The 17,054-nt window shown below is 66.4% G+C and carries 16 protein-coding genes; 12 read left to right on the top strand and 4 right to left on the bottom strand.

All coding sequences use genetic code 11. The features are described 5' to 3' along the window. The first annotated feature begins 2 nt into the window (after positions 1–2). A complete protein-coding gene (locus tag CEY05_RS05620; RefSeq protein ID WP_198952675.1) occupies positions 3–1,028 on the top strand; it encodes an aldehyde reductase in 1,026 nt (341 codons plus the stop codon). Positions 1,029–1,148: 120 nt separating this feature from the next. Here the strand turns inward: CEY05_RS05620 and CEY05_RS05615 are convergent, their stop codons facing one another. Continuing rightward, positions 1,149–2,126: a PhzF family phenazine biosynthesis protein gene (locus CEY05_RS05615; protein WP_088596438.1), complete on the bottom strand. Its 978-nt coding sequence runs from the start codon at positions 2,124–2,126 to the stop codon at positions 1,149–1,151. Between the two features lie 7 nt (positions 2,127–2,133). Then, positions 2,134–3,162 carry a tripartite tricarboxylate transporter substrate binding protein gene (locus tag CEY05_RS05610; protein ID WP_088596437.1) on the bottom strand — a complete coding sequence of 343 codons (1,029 nt, stop codon included), beginning with the start codon at positions 3,160–3,162 and terminating at the stop codon, positions 2,134–2,136. A gap of 236 nt (positions 3,163–3,398) precedes the next feature. On the opposite strand from CEY05_RS05610, the gene CEY05_RS05605 reads away from it, so the two are divergent. Then, positions 3,399–4,217, top strand: coding sequence for a helix-turn-helix transcriptional regulator (locus tag CEY05_RS05605; protein ID WP_088596436.1), 819 nt, complete (start codon positions 3,399–3,401; stop codon positions 4,215–4,217). A 106-nt stretch (positions 4,218–4,323) separates the two neighbouring features. Further along, on the top strand, positions 4,324–4,617 hold the full coding sequence (locus CEY05_RS05600) for a hypothetical protein (RefSeq protein WP_088596435.1): 294 nt from the start codon (positions 4,324–4,326) through the stop codon (positions 4,615–4,617). A 71-nt stretch (positions 4,618–4,688) separates the two neighbouring features. Here CEY05_RS05600 and CEY05_RS05595 read toward each other — a convergent pair whose 3' ends face one another. After that, positions 4,689–5,654 (bottom strand): GlxA family transcriptional regulator, encoded by a 966-nt coding sequence (locus tag CEY05_RS05595; protein ID WP_088596434.1) that lies wholly within the window; start codon positions 5,652–5,654, stop codon positions 4,689–4,691. Between the two features lie 86 nt (positions 5,655–5,740). Next, positions 5,741–7,744: a GAF domain-containing protein gene (locus tag CEY05_RS05590; protein WP_143220283.1), complete on the bottom strand. Its 2,004-nt coding sequence runs from the start codon at positions 7,742–7,744 to the stop codon at positions 5,741–5,743. Between the two features lie 170 nt (positions 7,745–7,914). Here CEY05_RS05590 and CEY05_RS05585 point away from each other — a divergent pair, with 170 nt between their 5' ends. The 9 genes from CEY05_RS05585 (at position 7,915) to CEY05_RS05545 (ending at position 17,029) form a co-directional block, all read left to right on the top strand. After that, positions 7,915–9,216: an ABC transporter substrate-binding protein gene (locus CEY05_RS05585; RefSeq protein WP_088596432.1), complete on the top strand. Its 1,302-nt coding sequence runs from the start codon at positions 7,915–7,917 to the stop codon at positions 9,214–9,216. Between the two features lie 40 nt (positions 9,217–9,256). Continuing rightward, positions 9,257–10,162 (top strand): branched-chain amino acid ABC transporter permease, encoded by a 906-nt coding sequence (locus CEY05_RS05580; RefSeq protein WP_088596431.1) that lies wholly within the window; start codon positions 9,257–9,259, stop codon positions 10,160–10,162. After that, positions 10,162–11,172 (top strand): branched-chain amino acid ABC transporter permease, encoded by a 1,011-nt coding sequence (locus CEY05_RS05575; RefSeq protein ID WP_088596430.1) that lies wholly within the window; start codon positions 10,162–10,164, stop codon positions 11,170–11,172. Before CEY05_RS05580 ends, CEY05_RS05575 begins: the two co-directional genes overlap by 1 nt. Next, a complete protein-coding gene (locus tag CEY05_RS05570; protein ID WP_088596429.1) occupies positions 11,169–11,969 on the top strand; it encodes an ABC transporter ATP-binding protein in 801 nt (266 codons plus the stop codon). The genes CEY05_RS05575 and CEY05_RS05570 overlap by 4 nt, the downstream gene beginning before the upstream one ends. Next, on the top strand, positions 11,966–12,640 hold the full coding sequence (locus tag CEY05_RS05565) for an ATP-binding cassette domain-containing protein (protein ID WP_233161365.1): 675 nt from the start codon (positions 11,966–11,968) through the stop codon (positions 12,638–12,640). Before CEY05_RS05570 ends, CEY05_RS05565 begins: the two co-directional genes overlap by 4 nt. After that, entirely contained in the window at positions 12,637–13,869 is a 1,233-nt protein-coding gene (locus CEY05_RS05560; protein ID WP_233161364.1) for a CaiB/BaiF CoA-transferase family protein, read from the top strand. Before CEY05_RS05565 ends, CEY05_RS05560 begins: the two co-directional genes overlap by 4 nt. A 1-nt stretch (position 13,870) precedes the next feature. Continuing rightward, positions 13,871–14,641 (top strand): enoyl-CoA hydratase/isomerase family protein, encoded by a 771-nt coding sequence (locus tag CEY05_RS05555; RefSeq protein WP_088596427.1) that lies wholly within the window; start codon positions 13,871–13,873, stop codon positions 14,639–14,641. A gap of 92 nt (positions 14,642–14,733) precedes the next feature. Next, positions 14,734–16,020 (top strand): hydroxymethylglutaryl-CoA reductase, degradative, encoded by a 1,287-nt coding sequence (locus tag CEY05_RS05550; protein ID WP_088596426.1) that lies wholly within the window; start codon positions 14,734–14,736, stop codon positions 16,018–16,020. 97 nt (positions 16,021–16,117) lie between these two features. After that, positions 16,118–17,029 carry a dihydrodipicolinate synthase family protein gene (locus CEY05_RS05545; RefSeq protein ID WP_088596425.1) on the top strand — a complete coding sequence of 304 codons (912 nt, stop codon included), beginning with the start codon at positions 16,118–16,120 and terminating at the stop codon, positions 17,027–17,029. Positions 17,030–17,054 lie beyond the last annotated feature (25 nt).

The raw sequence follows: 17,054 nt of genomic DNA, 5'->3' as shown, positions 1-17,054 counted from the left end.
ATATGAACGAAGCATTGGTGCTGGTCACGGGTGGAACCGGGTTTATCGCACAGCACTGCATCCTGGCCTTGCTGCGCGAGGGCTATCGCGTGCGGACGACCGTCCGTACGCTGGCGCGGGAGGCGGAGGTACGCGGCAATCTGCGGGCGGGCGGTGCGGAGGCCGGCGACCGCCTGTCTTTCGTCGTCGCCGATCTGAGCGACGATAGCGGCTGGGCTGAGGCCGCCGCGGGCTGTGCATATGTCATGCATGGCGCCTCGCCGACACCTTCGGGTAGCCAGGTCCACGAAGACGACTGGATCCGGCCGGCGGTGGACGGCAACCTGCGGGTGTTGCGGGCCGCGCGGGCTGCCGGCGTCAAGCGGGTGGTGCTGACTTCCGCGTTCGGTGCGATCTGCGCGGGGCATCGTGAACTGCAGCGGCCCTTCAACGAGACGGATTGGAGCGACCTGTCCGGCGACGTATGGCCGTACCAGAAGTCGAAGACCTTGTCCGAACGCGCTGCGTGGGACTTCATCGCGCGGGAAGGCGGCGGGCTGGAGCTGTCCGTGATCAACCCGACGGCAGTACTTGGCCCTGTGCTCGGCCCTGACTATTCGCACTCCGTGCGCTTGGTCACGGACATGCTGAAGGGCCAGCGTGCGTGCCCGAAGGTCAATTGCGGCTTCGTCGACGCACGGGATCTGGCGGACCTGCACCTGAGCGCCATGACGCATCCGGCGGCCAAGGGCGAGCGCTTCCTGGCCATCTCCGGCGAAAGCCTTTGGCTGATCGATGTCGCGCGGGTGCTGCGCCGGCGCATGGGGGCGGCGGGCGGCAAGGCGCCGATGTGGCAGATGCCCAATTGGCTGGTGCGCCTTGCCGCGCGCCGGAATCCCGCGCTACGGGGCGTGGCGACGCTGGTCGGCAGGAATATGAATGCCACCAGCGAAAAAGCGATACGCCTGCTGGGCTGGACGCCGCGGCCCAGCGAGGAAGCCATCGTCGCCAGCGCCGAGACCTTGCTGGGTCTCGGGCTGGTGCGTTGATTGGAGTCGCCTTCGCCCTGCACCAGTTCGATGATGACGGCGGCCACGCGGATGCCGCGCCGCGGTGGCTCGGGCGGTGCCGTGCGTGCACGCAAAATGCCCGCGCTGGCGTGGCCGCCTTCAATCCGTGATCCACTCCACCGCGCCGCTGAGCCAGCAGCCGTCCACCTGTCCGGCAGGATCGAAGCGGGGCAGCAGGTCGATGGCCGAGGGCGAGCCCATGGCTACCCCCTGGATCACCGTGGCGGCGGCGGGCACTGCCGGTGTCCCTACCGGGATGGTGCCCGCGCCCGCCAGATAGCCCCACAGCGCGGCCGCCGCGATGCCGGTGGCCGCGTCTTCCGGATAGCCGGATGACCGTGGGAACTGGCGTGCGTGCACGATGCTGCCCTGGCTGTCCACCGATTCCACCGCATAGGGGTACAGGCCCGTCGATCCGATGCGATCGCACAGGGCTTGTACCGCGGAAAACTTCGGTGTCAGCCCGTTCAGCGTTGCCACGTCCGGCATGGGGATCAGCGTCTTGTAGCGGCTGGTGGACGCGTTCACCATGTGAACCAGCGGTTCGACCGCGGTCCGGCCACCGGCAGCGGCACCTGCAGTGGCACCCGCGGTGGCATCGGCCCCAGGTCCTGACTGCAGCACGTCGTTGACCGCGCGGCAGGCAGCGACATCCAGAGGCTGGACCTGCACGGCGGGTTGGGTGATCCATGCGCGTCCCAGGGCCGCATCCCAGCGGGCGTGGACGATGCCGCTGGCGGTTTCGATGCGAGCCTCCGGGCTGGTCCAGGCGCCCCATTGGCGCAGGGCCCACAGCGTGCCTACGGTGGCATGACCGCACATCTCCATCTCGTGCGCCGGGACGAAGTAGCGCAGCCGCAGCGTGTTGACGGGATCGGCGGGGGGCAGGATGAAGGCGGATTCGTGGCCGTAGCGTCGGGCCACGGCCTGCATCTGCGCGGCCGTCATGCCTTGCGCTTGCGCCACCAGCGGCACGGGATTGCCGCCCCCGGCGCCGTATTCGCGCAAGAACACGCGCAGCATCACGGCCTGCATGGGCGGGGGTGGGGCAGGCGGCTGCAAGGTGGGCGATGTCATGGCGGTCTTAGTCAATGCGGGCGCCCACGGCGTTGGCGATGCGGCCCCAATAGGCCACGTCCAGGTCCACGGCCTTGGCCATGGCGTCGGGCGTGCCGGGCTTGGCGTCTATGCCTTTGCGGCCGAGGTCCGCGACCAGGTCCGGGTCGGACAGCACCTTGTTCAGTTCGGCATTGAAACGCTGCACCACGGCGGCCGGTGTGTTCTTGGGAAAGGCCAGGCCATACCACAAGGTCTGCGTGTATCCCTGCATCCCCTGCTGGGCAAAGGTCGGTAGGTCCGGCAGCAGAGCGGTGGGCGCGGTCGTGGCGACGGGAATGATCTTGCCGGCCTTGGCGTAGGCAGCCATGGCGATGGGATTGTCGAACATCAGGTCGACCTGGCCGCCGATGAGGTCGGTATAGGCAGGCGCCGCGCCGCGATACGGCACGTGGGTCAGCGGCACGCCGATGTCGCGGCCGAACTGCTCGCCCAGCAGGTGCGAGACGGTGCCCACGCCGACCGACGCCAGGTTGTAGGGCGTCTTTGCCTGCTTCATGCGGGCCGTCAGCGTTTTCACGTCCAGCGGACGGGCCGGGTCGTCGTGCAGCTTGGGCGTCACCGCCAGGACGTAGGGCGACACGCCGATGAAGCCGGCGTAGGCGAAGTCCTTGCGTGGGTCGTAGGAAAGGTTGCTGTAGACGCTGACGCTGACAGCATGCGTGCTGGTCGTCGCGAGCACCGCCGTATAACCGTCGGGCTGGGCGCGTGCCACCTGCCCGGAGCCTATGGTGCCGCCCGCGCCGGCACGGTTTTCCACGATGATGGTCTGGTTGAGCGCCTTGGCCAGCAAGGGCTGCACGGACCGGATCACGACGTCGGTGCCGCCACCGGCGGGAAACGGCACGATGATGGTGATGGGTTTTTCAGGCCAGGCCGCGCAAGCCGGCGTGGCGGGCAGCAGCGCCGCGGTGCCGGTGGCGAGGGTCGCGCAGGCGATCGCCGCGAGGCGCCGGCGGTAGCGGTCCCGGCGCGGGAAAAATCTGGAATTCCACATGAGCGCAATTTCCCTTGATTCATTCATCGAGTAATGGTGCTCATGCTAGACAGGCCGGCCCGGCGTGCCAAACCGCAATGCGGCGCCAGCCGATCCAAAATGCGACATGGCGCCGGCACGATTGGCCGGCGCCGACGGGGCGCATTACTATGTCGCTGCAATCAAGCTCCGCGACGCTAGAACAGGGGCCACGACATGGGGCGACCCATGCAAGGGAAATCCATGCGGGGTAAGCCATGACCGCCCATTCTGTTTATCTGTCCTCCAAGCAGGCATTGATCCAGTCCAGCGGCTATGCCTGCCTGCATGATCGCGAGGCGCGCTACGAACGCCGCTGGCATTCGCACGACTGCGCCATGCTGCTGTGGCCGCAATCGGGCAGCCTGGTGACGGCCTGGGCCGGCGATCAGTCCGCGCAAACGGCCACGCTGATGCGCAACACGGCCTTGCTGCTGCCCGCGGGCACCGCGCACCAGACGCTGTCGGGGACGGCGCGCCAGCGCCATGGGGAGCTCTATCTCGCTTCGGACCTGCTGCGGCCGCTATGCACGGCCTATGGCGCGCTGCAGCTCGATGGCGCGGCCGTGGCCATGCTCGATGCCTTGCTGCATCCCGCCGCCAGGCCGCAAGGCGCCGAGTATCTGGTGCGCGCCATCATGGCGCAGGTGGCCAGCGCTGCCCGGCCCGCGCCGGTGGCGCCGCTCAGCCCTCCCCAGCAGATGTTGCGCGGTTTCGCGCTGGCATTGGAGCAGGAGGGCACCGTGGCAACCATCGATGCCTCGGCCGCCCGCCTGGGAATTTCCGTGCGCCAGTTGCAGCGCGCGTGCCAGCAGGAGTGGAACCTGAGCCCGGTAGCGGTACGCAGGCTGATGGTTGCACGCCACGCGCGCATGTTGCTGGCCGAGGGCCTGAGCCTGTCCGCCGTCAGCGTGCGCCTGGGATTCGCCAACAGCGGCCATCTGGGCCGCCTCCTGCGCGGCGTCGATGCCACGGCGATGCAGGCGCGGCTACCGGCGGCCGCCCTGGTCGAAGCGGGCTTGCCGCAGCTTTCGTGATGATGGCGTAAATGCCGCCAATAATGGCGCTTACGCCGATAGGGGTTTGCGCCTCCGCTGGCTAAAGTTTGATCTCCCATCCAACGTTTCTCGTCAGGAGATCAACATGAAAGTTCTAGCCATCGCATCCATCGCCAAGCCGGTTTCGGACCAGCAACGCAAGGAGATCATGCCCAAGGAAGTGCCGGCCACGCTGCAGCACTATCTCGACGGCAAGATCGAGCAGTTCTGGGCGCGCAAGGACGCACCCGGTGTGGTGTTCCTGATGAACGCCGAGTCGGTCGAACAGGCGAAAGCGGAACTGGACACGCTGCCGCTGGTGACCGGCGGCTTCGCCAAGTACGAGCTGATTCCTGTCGGGCCGCTGGCGCCGCTGGGACTGCTGATCCAGGGTCGCTAAGCGTCAGGCGTTGCGTGCAGCGTGACGGCCGCAACCGTGTGGCCGTCACGCGCCGCGATGTCTCTTTTGGTTCAGCGCAGGTCGCCGCGGATGTCGCGCACACCTCGCCCCAGGCGGTCGCGCAGCAGGGTGCGCAGGGTGGCGCCATCCGCATAGCCTACTTGTGCAGCGATGCTTTCCAGGTCCAGCCCGCCCCCGCGCAGCAGCGTCTGGGCCCGCTCGACACGCAGGTCCTGGAAATAGGCCAGCGGCGATTTGCCCAGGACTTCCTGGCAGCGCCGTTGCAGCGAGCGCGTGCTGGTCGCCAGGGCGCTGGCGGCGGCCTGCAGCGAGAAGCCCGTGGCAAGATGGTCGCGCGCCCAGCGCTCGAAGCGCTGGATGAGCGGATCCGCCTGGGCCAGGTGGTTCGGGATGATGTAGGGCGCCTGCGAAGAGCGGATGTCGGCGAGCAGGTAGCGCGAGACCAATGTCGCCAGTTCCGGACTGGCATTACGCACCAGCCATAGCGCCAGGTCCAGATGCCCCATGGCCGCGCCGGCCGTCACGCCTACGTCCGACGCTACCAGCATACGTGACTCGTCGAGCCGCACCTTCGGGTAGCGTTGCCGGAACAAGGGGCCCAGCCACCAGGTAGTGGTGGCTTCCTGATGATCGAGCAGGCCTGTTTCCGCGACCAGGAAGGTGCCGATGCAGGACGCCGCGATACGCGCGCCCTTGCCATGCCAGGCCAGCATCTGGGATTGCGCCTGCCTGACGTCGGGACGATCGAGGGCAGGGAGCAATTGCTCCGCGGTGCCGGTGCTCAAGGCCGGCACGATCACCCAGTCGGGTTTCAGGCCGGGCGTCACGGATTGCACGGGCAGCAGCAGGCCGTGGCCCGAACGGACCCGCTTGCGCATGCCGACCAGCGTGACGTCGAAACGCGGCGTCCCGCCCATCTGTGCCGCCGAGAATTTGTTGGCAAGGGCAAACGCGTCGAGCAGGACGGTGAGCCCTGTGTCGAACAGCCCTTCAAGGGCAAGTATGGAGATCCGCATGGCGTGGATGGGGTGATGGCCTGGGGGCGAGTCTAGTGCCGGGGAGGGCTGGGAGTAATAGGCGTAAGCGACAGATTCCGGGGTATTTACGCCAAGGCGGACGCGTCGGTGAGGCCGCCGTCTCCGGCGCCCTGCAGGCCGCGGCGCAAACGGTGCAGCCGCAGCGCCACATGCAGTTCCAGGAAACGGCCGTCGTCGCGCCAGTTTTCCAGCAAGCCGTCGACCAGTTCCAACCGCTGCCTTAACGTATTGACGTGGATCTGCAGATGGTCGGCGGTGGACCTGGAGTTCTGGGTGTGCTCCAGGTAGGCCAGCAAGGTTCCCGCGATGTCGGTGCCGCGCCGCTGGTCGTGGGCGACGAGCTTGCCGATGGTGGCATCGATGAAGTTCGCAACGTCGGCGGCCTGCCGTTGTTCGAACAACAATGAATACATGGTCAAGGTGGATTCGGCGACCATTTCGTGGGATCGGCCGAGGGCGCGCAGGATACCGATCCCGCGCTTGAGCGACAAAAAGCTGTTCGGTAACGCGTCCACCGTCGTCAAGGTGGCGGACGTGACACCCAGCGTATTCAAACGCTCGTCCCTGACCACCGTTTCCTGCATGCCGCGCTCCAGCTGCGCATACCCGTCGTCGGCACAGATCGCCACGATGAAACCTTCGAATTTCTCCAGCAGGATGCCGCGGCCTATGCCCGTGCGGACACGCCGCAGGGCGTATTCGATATCCCTTTCCTCGACGCTCAGCACGATCAGGCGCAGAGGATCGCAAAGATCGAGGCCAAAGGGCCGGGCGCGCGACTGCAGGGCCGGGAAACTTTCCTGCTGCCAACTGACCAGCGCGCGGATGGTGGCGGCAGACTCGTTGCTCACCACGAGTTCGCTGCGTTCCTGCGACAGCAGGACCACGCCGGCCACCAGGGCGCCCCGCTCGAAAGTGCGGATCTGGGTGGGCGTCATGGGCTTATCCGAGGCGATCAGCAACGCGCCCAGCAGGCGGTCGGCGCCCATCAGCGCCGCGATGCGAATGTGGGTGGATTCGACTTCCTGCGACCGGCCCGAGCGCCGGCATGCAGACAGGGCCAGATGCACCGCGTCCTGCACGCGGGTGTCGCGCATGCATTCGATGAGCGGATTCCCGGCCCCCGTGTGCTGCATCAGCTGCTCGGCCTCGTCCAGCAGGGCAAGGTGTCCATCCAGCAAGGACGCCACCATGTCCAGCAGATCCAGCATGGTGCAGCCGCGCGCCACCAGCTTCGTCATCTGTTCCTGCGCTTCCGCGGCGGCCTCGATCTCCATCGCCTGGCGATGCAGCGACGCATTGGCTTCGCTGGCGCGCTGCAACGCCACCTGCGTCTCCTGGAACAGGCGTGCATTCTCGATGGCGATGGCCGCCTGCGCCGCCAGTGTCGAGAGCATGGCCACCTCCCACGGCTCGTGGAAGCGCGGATGGCGATCGCAGATGCACAGCATCCCTATGCAGTGGTTGCCCACCATCAGCGGCGCGCCCAGCAGGGAGCGCACGCCTTCTTCCTGGATGGCAAGGTCTATCCCTTGTTCGTGGGCGAAGCCGCGATCCACCAGGTAATCGGTGCAGTGATACGGCGTCTTGTGCGTCAGCACGTGACCGCAGATGCCATGGTCTTGCGGTACGCGCACGTTCTTGAAGCGCTCCGATATCGCGCCTTCAGCCGCGCGGATATAGAAATCGTCGCGCAGGCGATCGAAGTTGGTGAGATAGCCGATGTCCGACGCAAAGATCTGCCGCGCGCGCCTGACGATGGCGCCCAGCACCAGTTCCAGGTCGCGGATCGCGGTCAGGTCGTTGGCGCTTTCAAGCACCACCATCAGGCCTTTCTCCCGCCGTTGCTGCAAGGTCTGCTGCTCGCGGATGGCGACGGCGGCACGAATGCTTCCCTCCAGCAAAGAACGATCGGCCGGGTCATGCACGTCGGTCTCGATGCGCGCCAGCATCCGGTCGTAGTCGCGCGCGCTGGCATTGCGTTGGAGCATGGCCAGCAGTTCGGCCTGCAACTCGCCGGGAGCCAGGGCCAGCGATTCACTGGCGGGAAGGTCGTGTTTCTTGGACATGATGGCTTCGGTGAAAACCCTGAATTGCACTGCGGCATACCAGGAGTGATGGAGATAGTGGACAGGAATTCATCCATCTTGTGTATGCATCGTCCATATCCCGCGCCGTGCATAGCCGGCATTATGCACGTACTAAAACATTATCAGTCTGAAGGCTGAGGAGACAAATCATGAAGTTGCTGGCCCAATTATTGGGTGCGGGTGCCGTCCTGCTCGCCCTGTCAACGACGTCTTACGCCCAGCAAGCTCGCCCCGCCGAGATCCGCCTGGGCATGAGTACCTTCATGACCGGCGCCGCCTCGGTGCTGGGGGCGCCCGCCAAGGCGGCGGCCGACATGTGGATCGAGGATTTCAACGCCGCCGGCGGTGTCGACGGCGTCAAGCTCAAGCCGACGTGGATAGATGAAGGGCAGGGCGCGGACAAGTTTCTGTCCGACTATCGCCGCCTGGCGCAGGAACCGGGTGAGAAGGTGATGATCTCGGCGATCTCCAGCGGCTATTGCAACGCGCTGGCGCCGGTGGCCGAGGATCTCAAGGTGGTCAACATCCTGTGGGAATGCTCCACCGAAAAAGTGCTGGAGGACCGCCGCTACCAATACGTGTTCCGCACGGGGCCCAACGGCACCATGGAGATGGTGGCCGCGGTGCTGCAGTTGCTGCGCACCAAGCCGGACTTCAAGACCCTGGCGGTGGTGAACCAGGACTACGCCTGGGGACGTGACTCTTGGGAAGTGTTCCGCAACACGCTGCTGGCCCTGAAGCCGGACGTGAAGATCGTGGCCGAGCTGTTCCCCAAGTTCGGTGCGCCGGACTTCTCCACCGAGGTGACGCGTTTGCAGGCCTTGCGCCCGGATGTCGTCCTGTCCACGGCATGGGGCGGCGACCTGGACACGTTCCTGCGCCAGGCCTCGCAACGCGGCCTGCTGAAGAATTCCCAGTTCATCCTGCCGCTGGCCGACTCGTCGCTGGAACGCCTGGGCGACGCCGTGCCGCCCGGCGTCATCGTCGGTTTCGTGGGAGATGGCTATTTCGCCGATCCGGAATTCGCCAACGATGCTGAAACGCGCGCCTTCGTGCAGAAGTTCAAGCAACGCACCGGCGCCTATCCCAACTTCGCCGTGTATCACATGATCCAGGCGCTGAAGGCCACGACGGGGGCCTACAAGCACTTCCTGGCCGACAACAGCGGTAAATGGCCCACGCCCGAACAGTTGGCGACCACCTTGCGGACGTCCGAGTATCGCGGGCTGTCGCGCCCGATCCGCATGCGCGAAGACGGCCAGGCCTTGCAGGGGCAGTTGCTCGGCATCACCCGCAAGGATCCCTCGCAGTCCTTCCCCCTGGTCGGGCAGCTGACTTTCTACCCGGCCGATATCGTGGCCGCGCCGGTGGGGCAGAAGTCCGCTGAGTGGGTGAAGACGCTCAAGCCCGCGCTGTTGCAGAGCGACCAGATCAAGCATGTGGGCAAATGAACGTGCGGCATAACCAGTACCTCGCAGCGGGCGCCTAGCCATGGATCTCAACCTCATCCTGCTGGCGAGCGTAGACGGCGTGTCCTATGCCAGCCTGCTGTTCCTGATCTCGCTGGGGCTGACGCTCATTTGCGGCGTGTTCGGTGTCATCAACGTGGCGCACGGCAGCCTGTACGCCTTCGGTGGCTATAGCGCCGCCACGCTGTTGGCGTGGCTGGCGCCGCATACCTCATCCACGCCGGTCATGATCCTGGCCTTGTTCGTGGCCGCGATCGTGGTGGGCGGGGCGCTGGGAATGCTGCTGGAGCGCGGCCTGCTGCGCTATTTCCAGGAGCGCGATCCCATCCTGCAGCTGCTGGTGACCTTCGCCGCCTTTATGGTGCTGGAAGACCTGCAACGCATGATATGGGGATCGACGCCCGTCAGCGCGGGCGACCTGGCCGGCCGCATGGGCACGCTGGAACTGGGCGGCGTGACCTTCATGAATTACCAGTTGCTGTTCGTCCCCGGCGTGGCGCTGGCGGCCTATGCCGGACTGCAATTCCTGCTGCGCCACTCGCTGGCGGGACGCCAGATCGTCACCGTCATCCATAACCGGGAAGTGGCTACCGCCTTGGGTATCAACGCGGCGCGCGTGGGTACGTTGACGTTCGGCCTGGCGGGCGCCTTGGGCGCGCTGGGCGGCGCGCTGTCGATTCCCATGACTTCCTTCGTGCCGGGCCTGGGGGCGGAAATGATCGTGACGTCATTCGCGGTGATCGCCACGGCCGGCTTGGGACAGATCACGGGAGCCCTGGTCGCGTCGCTGCTGATCGGCCTGGCACGGGCGATGGTTGTGTACGTGCTGCCGGAGCTGGAAGTCGTCATGCCTTACCTGATGATGGTGGCCGTATTGCTGGTGCGTCCGCATGGGCTGTTTTCCGTGACCGCGGCCAGGAGGATCTGATGCGACCGTCTTTGCGTCTACTTGCCCCGGCCGTCACGCTGGCCGTCGCGCTGATACTGGCGGCGGCCTGGATCTGGCCGTCGGCGCGCGTGCCGTCGATCACCTTTCTCTGCTACGGCCTGGCGGCCCTGGGCCTGACCGTGCTGCTGCGTGCCGGCCAGGTATCGTTCGGCCATGCGATGTATGCCGCCATCGGCGGCTACGGCGCGGGCTTCACGGCGCGCCATTTTCCCGGGGCGGATGCCCTGGTGGTGCTGGGCGCGGGGGTGCTCGCCAGCGTCTGTTTCGGCACCATCGTGGCGGCCTTCGTCACGCGTTATCGCGGCATCTTCTTCGGGATGCTGAACCTGGGCATTTCCATGGTGCTGTTCGCGCTGGCGGGCAAGCTGTACGGCTGGACGGGCGGCACGGACGGCTTGCGCTTCGAGCGGCCCGCCTTTCTGGGGATGGCCCTGGATCGCGGCGAGTTCGAACTGGCCATGCTGGGCCTGGTGCTGGCCCTGGCGGTCGGATTGGGCTGGTGCGTGCAACGGTATTTCGTGTCATCGGCGGGGCAGGTGATGCTGGCGATCCGCAGCAACGAGACCCGGCTCGAATACATAGGCGTGTCCGCAAGGGCGGCGCTGGCGCAAGGTTATGTGCTGTCGGCCGCGCTGGTGGGATTGGCTGGTGCCTTGCTGGCGCTGGAACAGAACCTGGTCACGCCGGAAAGCGGTTACTGGATCCGCTCGGGCGAGTATGTCTTCATCGCCATATTGGGCGGTTCCGCCCATGCCATCGGCGCCTTCATGGGCGCGGCGGTGTTCGAGGCCATCAAGCTGGGCGCGGCCGCCTGGTTCACCAACGCCTGGCAGATGCTGCTTGGACTGACGCTGATCGGGGTGATCTTCTTCGCGCCGAACGGGATAGCGGGATGCCTGCGCGGGACCGCCACGCGGCCTCGTGACGAGCACCGGGCAGGCGCGGCGCCCGTCGCGCTGGCGAAGAATGCGGTGGGAGAAGGACAATGAACGAGACCCAGGCTGGATCCGTGCGTACCGGATCACCACGTACTGGATCACCAGGTACCGAGCTCCTGCGCACCGAGGGCCTGACACTGCGCTTCGGCGGCATCAGCGCCGCCGACCAGATCGACTTCGCCCTGCATCATGGCGAGCATCTGGCGGTCATAGGCGCCAACGGCGCCGGCAAGACAACCTTCATCAATATCTGCACCGGCTATCTGAAGCCTACCCGCGGCAAGGTGTTTTTCGAAGGGACCGACATCACCCGCAAGGGCCCGCGGCAGATCGCCCGATTGGGCGTGGGTCGCTCCTTCCAATTGCCGCAGCTGTTCCTGGACCACACCGTACGCCAGTGCCTGGAGCTGGCGTCCGTCAGCCGCAAGGGCACACTGTCGCGCTGGACCGCGCTGGCGCATGCCGCGGACCGGCGCGCGGTCGACGAGATGCTGGCGTTGGTCGAGCTGCAGCCCTACGCCGAGCATCCCACCACGGTGCTGCCGGAGGGGCGGCGCAAACTGCTGGACGTCGCTATTGCGTTGATGCTGGAGCCCAAGCTGGTGATCATGGACGAGCCCACCAGCGGCGTGGCGTCCGAAGACAAGCATGGCGTCATGCAGACCCTGATGCGCGCGCTCGAAGCACGCAAGGTGACCAGCTGGTTTGTCGAGCATGACGTCGATATCGTCCTGAAATACGCGACGCGCGTTGCTGCGTGGATCGACGGCCGCATCGCCGCGGATGGCCTGCCGCAGGAAGTATTCGCCGATCCGGTCATCCGCCGTGAAGTGCTGGGGGTGCGATGACACTGCATATCCAATCGATGAGCGTGGACCTGGCGGGGCACGCGGTACTGCGCGATGTCAACGTGACGCTGGAAGCAGGCCACACAATCGCCGTGGTCGGTCGCAACGGCGCGGGCAAGACGACGCTGCTGCGCAGCATCATGGGCCTGGTGAAACTGCGCACGGGCCGCTTGCAACTGGATGGCGACGACATCGCGCGCCGTCCGGCGGCGCGCCGTTCGGCCAGCGGCTTCGGTTACGCGCCTGAAGACCGCGTGATCGTGCCGGCGCTGTCGGTGGCCCAGAACATCACCTTGCCCTGCGAAGTGCTGCGGGTGCCCGCCAGGGAAGTCCAGCAGCGGCTGGAGGGCGTGCTCGCCAGCGTGCCGCAGCTCAAGGCGATGCTGCCGCGTTCGGGCGCCGCGCTGTCGGGCGGGCAAGGCAAGATCGTGGCGTTGGCGCGCGCCCTGATGGTAGGTACGCGCTTCGTCCTGCTGGATGAACCGTTCCAGGGACTGGCGCCCGCGCTGGCGCGGCAATACGGCGATTCGCTGCGCCTGCTGCGCGCATCGCATCCACAGCTTTGCGTGGTCGTGACGGAATCGAACGCATCCTTGCTCGAAGACGTACAGAGCAGGACGCTGTACATCGAACGCGGGCAGATCGAGTTGGCATCGGAGGTATCGAAGTGATTGATGATTTGACGCAGCTGCCGCTGGGCGAGGGGCCCTTGCGCGGCCTGGTGGTCATCGACGTGACGCGCGTCGTGGCCGGCCCTTATTGCACGATGATGCTCGCCGACCTGGGGGCGACCGTGATCAAGGTGGAGAACCCGGCCGAGCCCGACTACGTGCGCAGCTTTCCGCCTTTCGTGCAGGGACAGCAAGGGCAGGCCAGCGCCTTCTTCGCGCAATACAACCGGCACAAGCTGGGGGTGAGCCTGGATCTGAAGTCCGAGCGGGGCCGCGCGCTGCTGCGCGACCTGGTGGGCAAGGCGGACATGCTGGTCGAGAACTTTCGCCCGGGGACCATGGCGCGCATGGGCCTGGATTATGAGACCTTGAAGCAATGCAACCCCCGGCTGATCTATGTTTCCATCAGCGGCTTCGGCCAGACCGGGCCCAACGCCAAGCGGCCGGCCTACGACAACAGCGCCCAGGCGACAGGCGGCCTGTGGTCCATCAACGGCGCCAAGGGCGCGGCACCGTTGCGGGTGGGCACCATCATCGGCGACCTGTCGGCATCGTTCTACGCCACCATAGCGGCGCTGGCCGCCGTGGTCGACATGCGCCAGACGGGCCTGGGCCAGCAGGTGGATGTCGCGCAGCAGGACTCGGTGGTGACGTTGACGGAGCACGCCATCGTCAACTACACGGTGGACGGCATCGTGGGTGAGCCGCTGGGCAACGATCATCCCTTCGTACGGCCCTACGGCCAATACGCCTGCAAGGATGGCTATGTGTTTTTTGGCGCCTATACGGATAAATTCTGGCGCGAGGCCTGCCGCTTGTTCGGCGAGCCCGAGCTGTTGAACGATACCGAGATCGACACGATGGCCAAGCGCTTCGATGCGGAGGTCTATGCCAGGCGGGTGCAGCCCATCGTGCAACGCTGGTGCGCCGCCCGCACGAAAGCGGAACTGGAGGCGCTGGCCGGCGACATCATTCCCATGACCCCCATCAAGACCATCGCCGAGGTGGTCGAGGATCCCCATCTGCGGGCCAGGGACATGTTCGTGCCAACCCAGGTCGACGGCGCCCAGGTCCAGGCTTTCGGCAGCCCGATGAAGCTGTCGCGCACACCGGTACAGGCGCAAGGCAGCGCGCCGGGCTTCGGGCAGCACAATGAGGTGGTGCTCAAGGGGTGGCTGGGGGTGGCGGCCGCTGACTATGAGCGCTTCGTCGCCGAAGGGGTGATCTGAGATGGGCATCACCTACGAGGTCAAGGATGCCGTCGCGCATATCCGCTTCGACCGGCCCGAAAAGCTCAATGCCCTGACGCTGGACATGTATGAGGTCCTGGCCGAGTCGTTCAAGCGCGCCAATGACGACCCCGCTGTACGTGCCATTCTGCTGGGCGCCAATGGCGGCCGCGCTTTCTGCGTCGGCGCCGACCTGGGTGAGTCGATCCCGGCGCTGGCGCAAGGGCGCTTCGACATCTCGCAGTGGGATGGCGCGCACCTGAAGCAGAGCGGTTTCTACAAACCCGTCGTGGCCGCCATCAACGGCTTATGCATGGGCGGTGGTTTCGAGATCATGCTGGCGACGGATATCCGTATCGCTGCCAGCACGGCCGAGTTTGCATTGCCCGAGGCGGCCCTCGGCTTCACGCCGGCCGGCGGAACCCTGGTGCGGCTGGTGCGGCAGATTCCCTACGCCTACGCGATGGAGCTGATGCTGACCGCGGAGCGCTTTCCTGCCTTGCGCCTGGCGGAAATGGGGCTGCTCAATCGCGTGGTGCCGCCCGAGGACCTTGAATCGGTGGCGCTGGCCTATGCCCAGGGCATCGCGCAGAAAGGCCAGGTGGCGGTGTCGGTCATCAAGGAGGCGGCGTTGACGCTGGCGCATCTGCCTCTTGACGAGGCGTTCCGCAAGGAAGCGGTGCTGGGCCAGCGTGCCTTTACCTGCGACGAAGCAAAGGAAGGGTTGCAGCGTTTCCTGTCGCGCAACAGGGGCCGCGCCGCCCGCGGCTGATTTTCTTCAGGGTGGCGTAGCGCCGCAGCCCGTTCGGCCGCGCCGCCCCGCGTTTCTCATTCTTCCACCGACCAATTTCAGGAGATCCTCTCATGGCCGACTCGCGCCTGCCCAATTTTCGTGCTCTCACACCCGCGCAACGCGCGGAGTACCTCGTCAAGGCCGTCGGATTGACGGACGCCGAAGCCGCCTTGATCCTGCAGCCCGGTGCGCTGCCCGTGGCTCGCGCCGACGGCATGATCGAGAACGTCATCGGCACCTTCGAGCTGCCGTTCGCCGTGGCCAGCAATTTCCAGGTCAACGGCCGGGACGTACTGGTGCCCATGGCGGTGGAGGAACCCTCCATCGTCGCGGCGGCCTCCTACATGGCCAAGCTGGCGCGCGACACGGGTGGGTTCGAGACGTCCAGCACGGGTCCCATCATGCGGGCCCAGGTGCAGATCCTGGGCGTGACCGACCCTTACGGCGCGCGCCTGGCTTTGCTCAAGCATCGTGACGAGATCCTGGAACTGGCCAACAGCCGTGACAAGGTGCTGATCGGCCTGGGCGGCGGCTGCCGCGATATCGAGATCCATGTGTTTCCCGATACGCCGCGGGGCGCCATGGTGGTGATGCACCTGATCGTCGACGTGCGCGACGCCATGGGGGCGAATACGGTGAACACCATGGCCGAGTCGGTCTCGCCCCTGGTGGAAAAGCTCACCGGTGGCCAGGTGCGCCTGCGCATCCTGTCCAACCTGGCGGACCTGCGCCTGGCGCGTGCCCGCGTCCGCCTGACGCCGGCGACGCTGAAGACCAAGGAACGTGCCGGCGAGGAGATCGTCGAGGGCGTGCTCGATGCCTATACGTTCGCCGCCGTGGATCCCTATCGGGCGGCCACGCACAACAAGGGCATCATGAACGGCATCGATCCCATCATCGTCGCCACGGGCAACGACTGGCGGGCCGTGGAAGCGGGTGCGCACGCGTGGGCGTGCCGGGGCGGGCACTACACCTCGCTGACCAAATGGGAGAAGGACACCACCGGCGCCCTGGTCGGTACCATCGAGATGCCGATGCCGGTGGGGCTGGTCGGCGGCGCCACCAAGACCCATCCGCTGGCGCAGTTGTCGCTGAAGATCATGGGGGTGAAGACGGCGCAGGAATTGGGCGAGATCGCGGTAGCCGTGGGCCTGGCGCAAAACCTGGGCGCCCTGCGCGCATTGGCGACGGAAGGCATCCAGCGCGGCCACATGGCGCTGCATGCGCGCAATATCGCCTTGGTGGCCGGCGCGGTGGGCGAGGAGATCGATGCGGTGGCCAGGCAGATGGCGGCTGAGCATGACGTGCGTACCGATCGTGCTGTCGCCCTGCTGGAGCAGCTGCGGCGCAAGGGTTGAACCGGGGCGCACCGGGATCCGGTGCGAGACCCGGTGCGCTTTCGGTTTTGCCGGTCGGGATGCTATCTTCCAGGTGCCCCTATTCTGGAGACATGGAATGACCGCTTTCGCTTTTCCGCAGTTGCGTGCCGCGTTGAATGGTATTTCCGGCATCCTGGTGACGCCTTTCGATGAGCAGGACCAGCTGGCACCGCACAAGCTTGCGCCCATCGTCGATCGCGCGGTGGACGCGGGGGTGCATTGCCTGGTCGTGAACGGCAATACCAGCGAGTTCTATGGCTTGTCCCCGGAAGAAGCCGTGACCATGGCGCACGCGGCGACGGAGCAGGTAGGCGGTCGCGCGCCGGTGCTGGGCGGCGTGGGCCGTGATATCGGCCAGGCTTGCCGCCTGGCCCGCGAATCGGCACGCGCCGGCGCCAGCGGCCTGATGGTGCATCAGCTGCCGGATCCCTTCGTCGCGCCGCGGGGCGTGGTCGAGTATGTGACGCGGGTCAGCGATGCCAGCGGCGGCCTGCCCGTCGTGCTGTATCTGCGTAACGAGAACATCGGCCTGGCGGCGATCGAGGCGCTTTGCCGTCTGCCGGGCGTGGTCGGCATCAAGTGGGCCTCGCCCACGCCTTTGCTGATGGGCGAGGCCATGCGGCGTACCACCGACCTGGACCTGGCGTGGGTCTGCGGCCTGGCCGAGATCTGGGCGCCGCCTTTGTACGCCATGGGCGCACGCGGCTTCACGTCCGGGCTGATCAACGTCAAGCCGGCGCATTCGGTGGCGATCCACCAGGCGCTGGAGGCGGCCGACTACCCGCGTGCGCGCGTGCTGATCGAGCAGATGCGCGCCTTCGAAGCGTTGCGGGCGGAAGAGCAGAACGGCTGCAACGTCAGCGTCGTGAAGGCAGCGTTGCAGTTGCTGGGCGAGGATTGCGGCGCGCCCCGTCCGCCGGCGGCCTGGCCGCTGACGGACACGTCGGCGCAGGCGCTGAAGCAGTTGCTGGCCGGGTGGGGTGGCTGACTTCCGGATGCCGGCGCGCTGGCCG

The organism is Achromobacter sp. HZ34, assembly GCF_002209485.1.
Classification (GTDB): Bacteria; Pseudomonadota; Gammaproteobacteria; order Burkholderiales; family Burkholderiaceae_B; genus Bordetella_C.
Note: the sequence above shows the minus strand (reverse complement) of the source record. Positions and strands in the feature narration are given on the sequence as shown.

Bases quoted from the DNA above. Each gene is read 5' to 3' on its own strand.
- CEY05_RS05575 (WP_088596430.1), top strand. From the start codon at position 10,162: ATGCGACCGTCTTTGCGTCTACTTGCCCCGGCCGTCACGCTGGCCGTC.
- CEY05_RS05585 (WP_088596432.1), top strand. From the start codon at position 7,915: ATGAAGTTGCTGGCCCAATTATTGGGTGCGGGTGCCGTCCTGCTCGCC.
- CEY05_RS05615 (WP_088596438.1), bottom strand. From the start codon at position 2,126: ATGACATCGCCCACCTTGCAGCCGCCTGCCCCACCCCCGCCCATGCAG.
- CEY05_RS05620 (WP_198952675.1), top strand. From the start codon at position 3: ATGAACGAAGCATTGGTGCTGGTCACGGGTGGAACCGGGTTTATCGCA.
- CEY05_RS05590 (WP_143220283.1), bottom strand. From the start codon at position 7,744: ATGTCCAAGAAACACGACCTTCCCGCCAGTGAATCGCTGGCCCTGGCT.
- CEY05_RS05545 (WP_088596425.1), top strand. From the start codon at position 16,118: ATGACCGCTTTCGCTTTTCCGCAGTTGCGTGCCGCGTTGAATGGTATT.
- CEY05_RS05570 (WP_088596429.1), top strand. From the start codon at position 11,169: ATGAACGAGACCCAGGCTGGATCCGTGCGTACCGGATCACCACGTACT.
- CEY05_RS05600 (WP_088596435.1), top strand. From the start codon at position 4,324: ATGAAAGTTCTAGCCATCGCATCCATCGCCAAGCCGGTTTCGGACCAG.
- CEY05_RS05580 (WP_088596431.1), top strand. From the start codon at position 9,257: ATGGATCTCAACCTCATCCTGCTGGCGAGCGTAGACGGCGTGTCCTAT.
- CEY05_RS05550 (WP_088596426.1), top strand. From the start codon at position 14,734: ATGGCCGACTCGCGCCTGCCCAATTTTCGTGCTCTCACACCCGCGCAA.
- CEY05_RS05565 (WP_233161365.1), top strand. From the start codon at position 11,966: ATGACACTGCATATCCAATCGATGAGCGTGGACCTGGCGGGGCACGCG.
- CEY05_RS05610 (WP_088596437.1), bottom strand. From the start codon at position 3,162: ATGTGGAATTCCAGATTTTTCCCGCGCCGGGACCGCTACCGCCGGCGC.
- CEY05_RS05555 (WP_088596427.1), top strand. From the start codon at position 13,871: ATGGGCATCACCTACGAGGTCAAGGATGCCGTCGCGCATATCCGCTTC.
- CEY05_RS05595 (WP_088596434.1), bottom strand. From the start codon at position 5,654: ATGCGGATCTCCATACTTGCCCTTGAAGGGCTGTTCGACACAGGGCTC.
- CEY05_RS05605 (WP_088596436.1), top strand. From the start codon at position 3,399: ATGACCGCCCATTCTGTTTATCTGTCCTCCAAGCAGGCATTGATCCAG.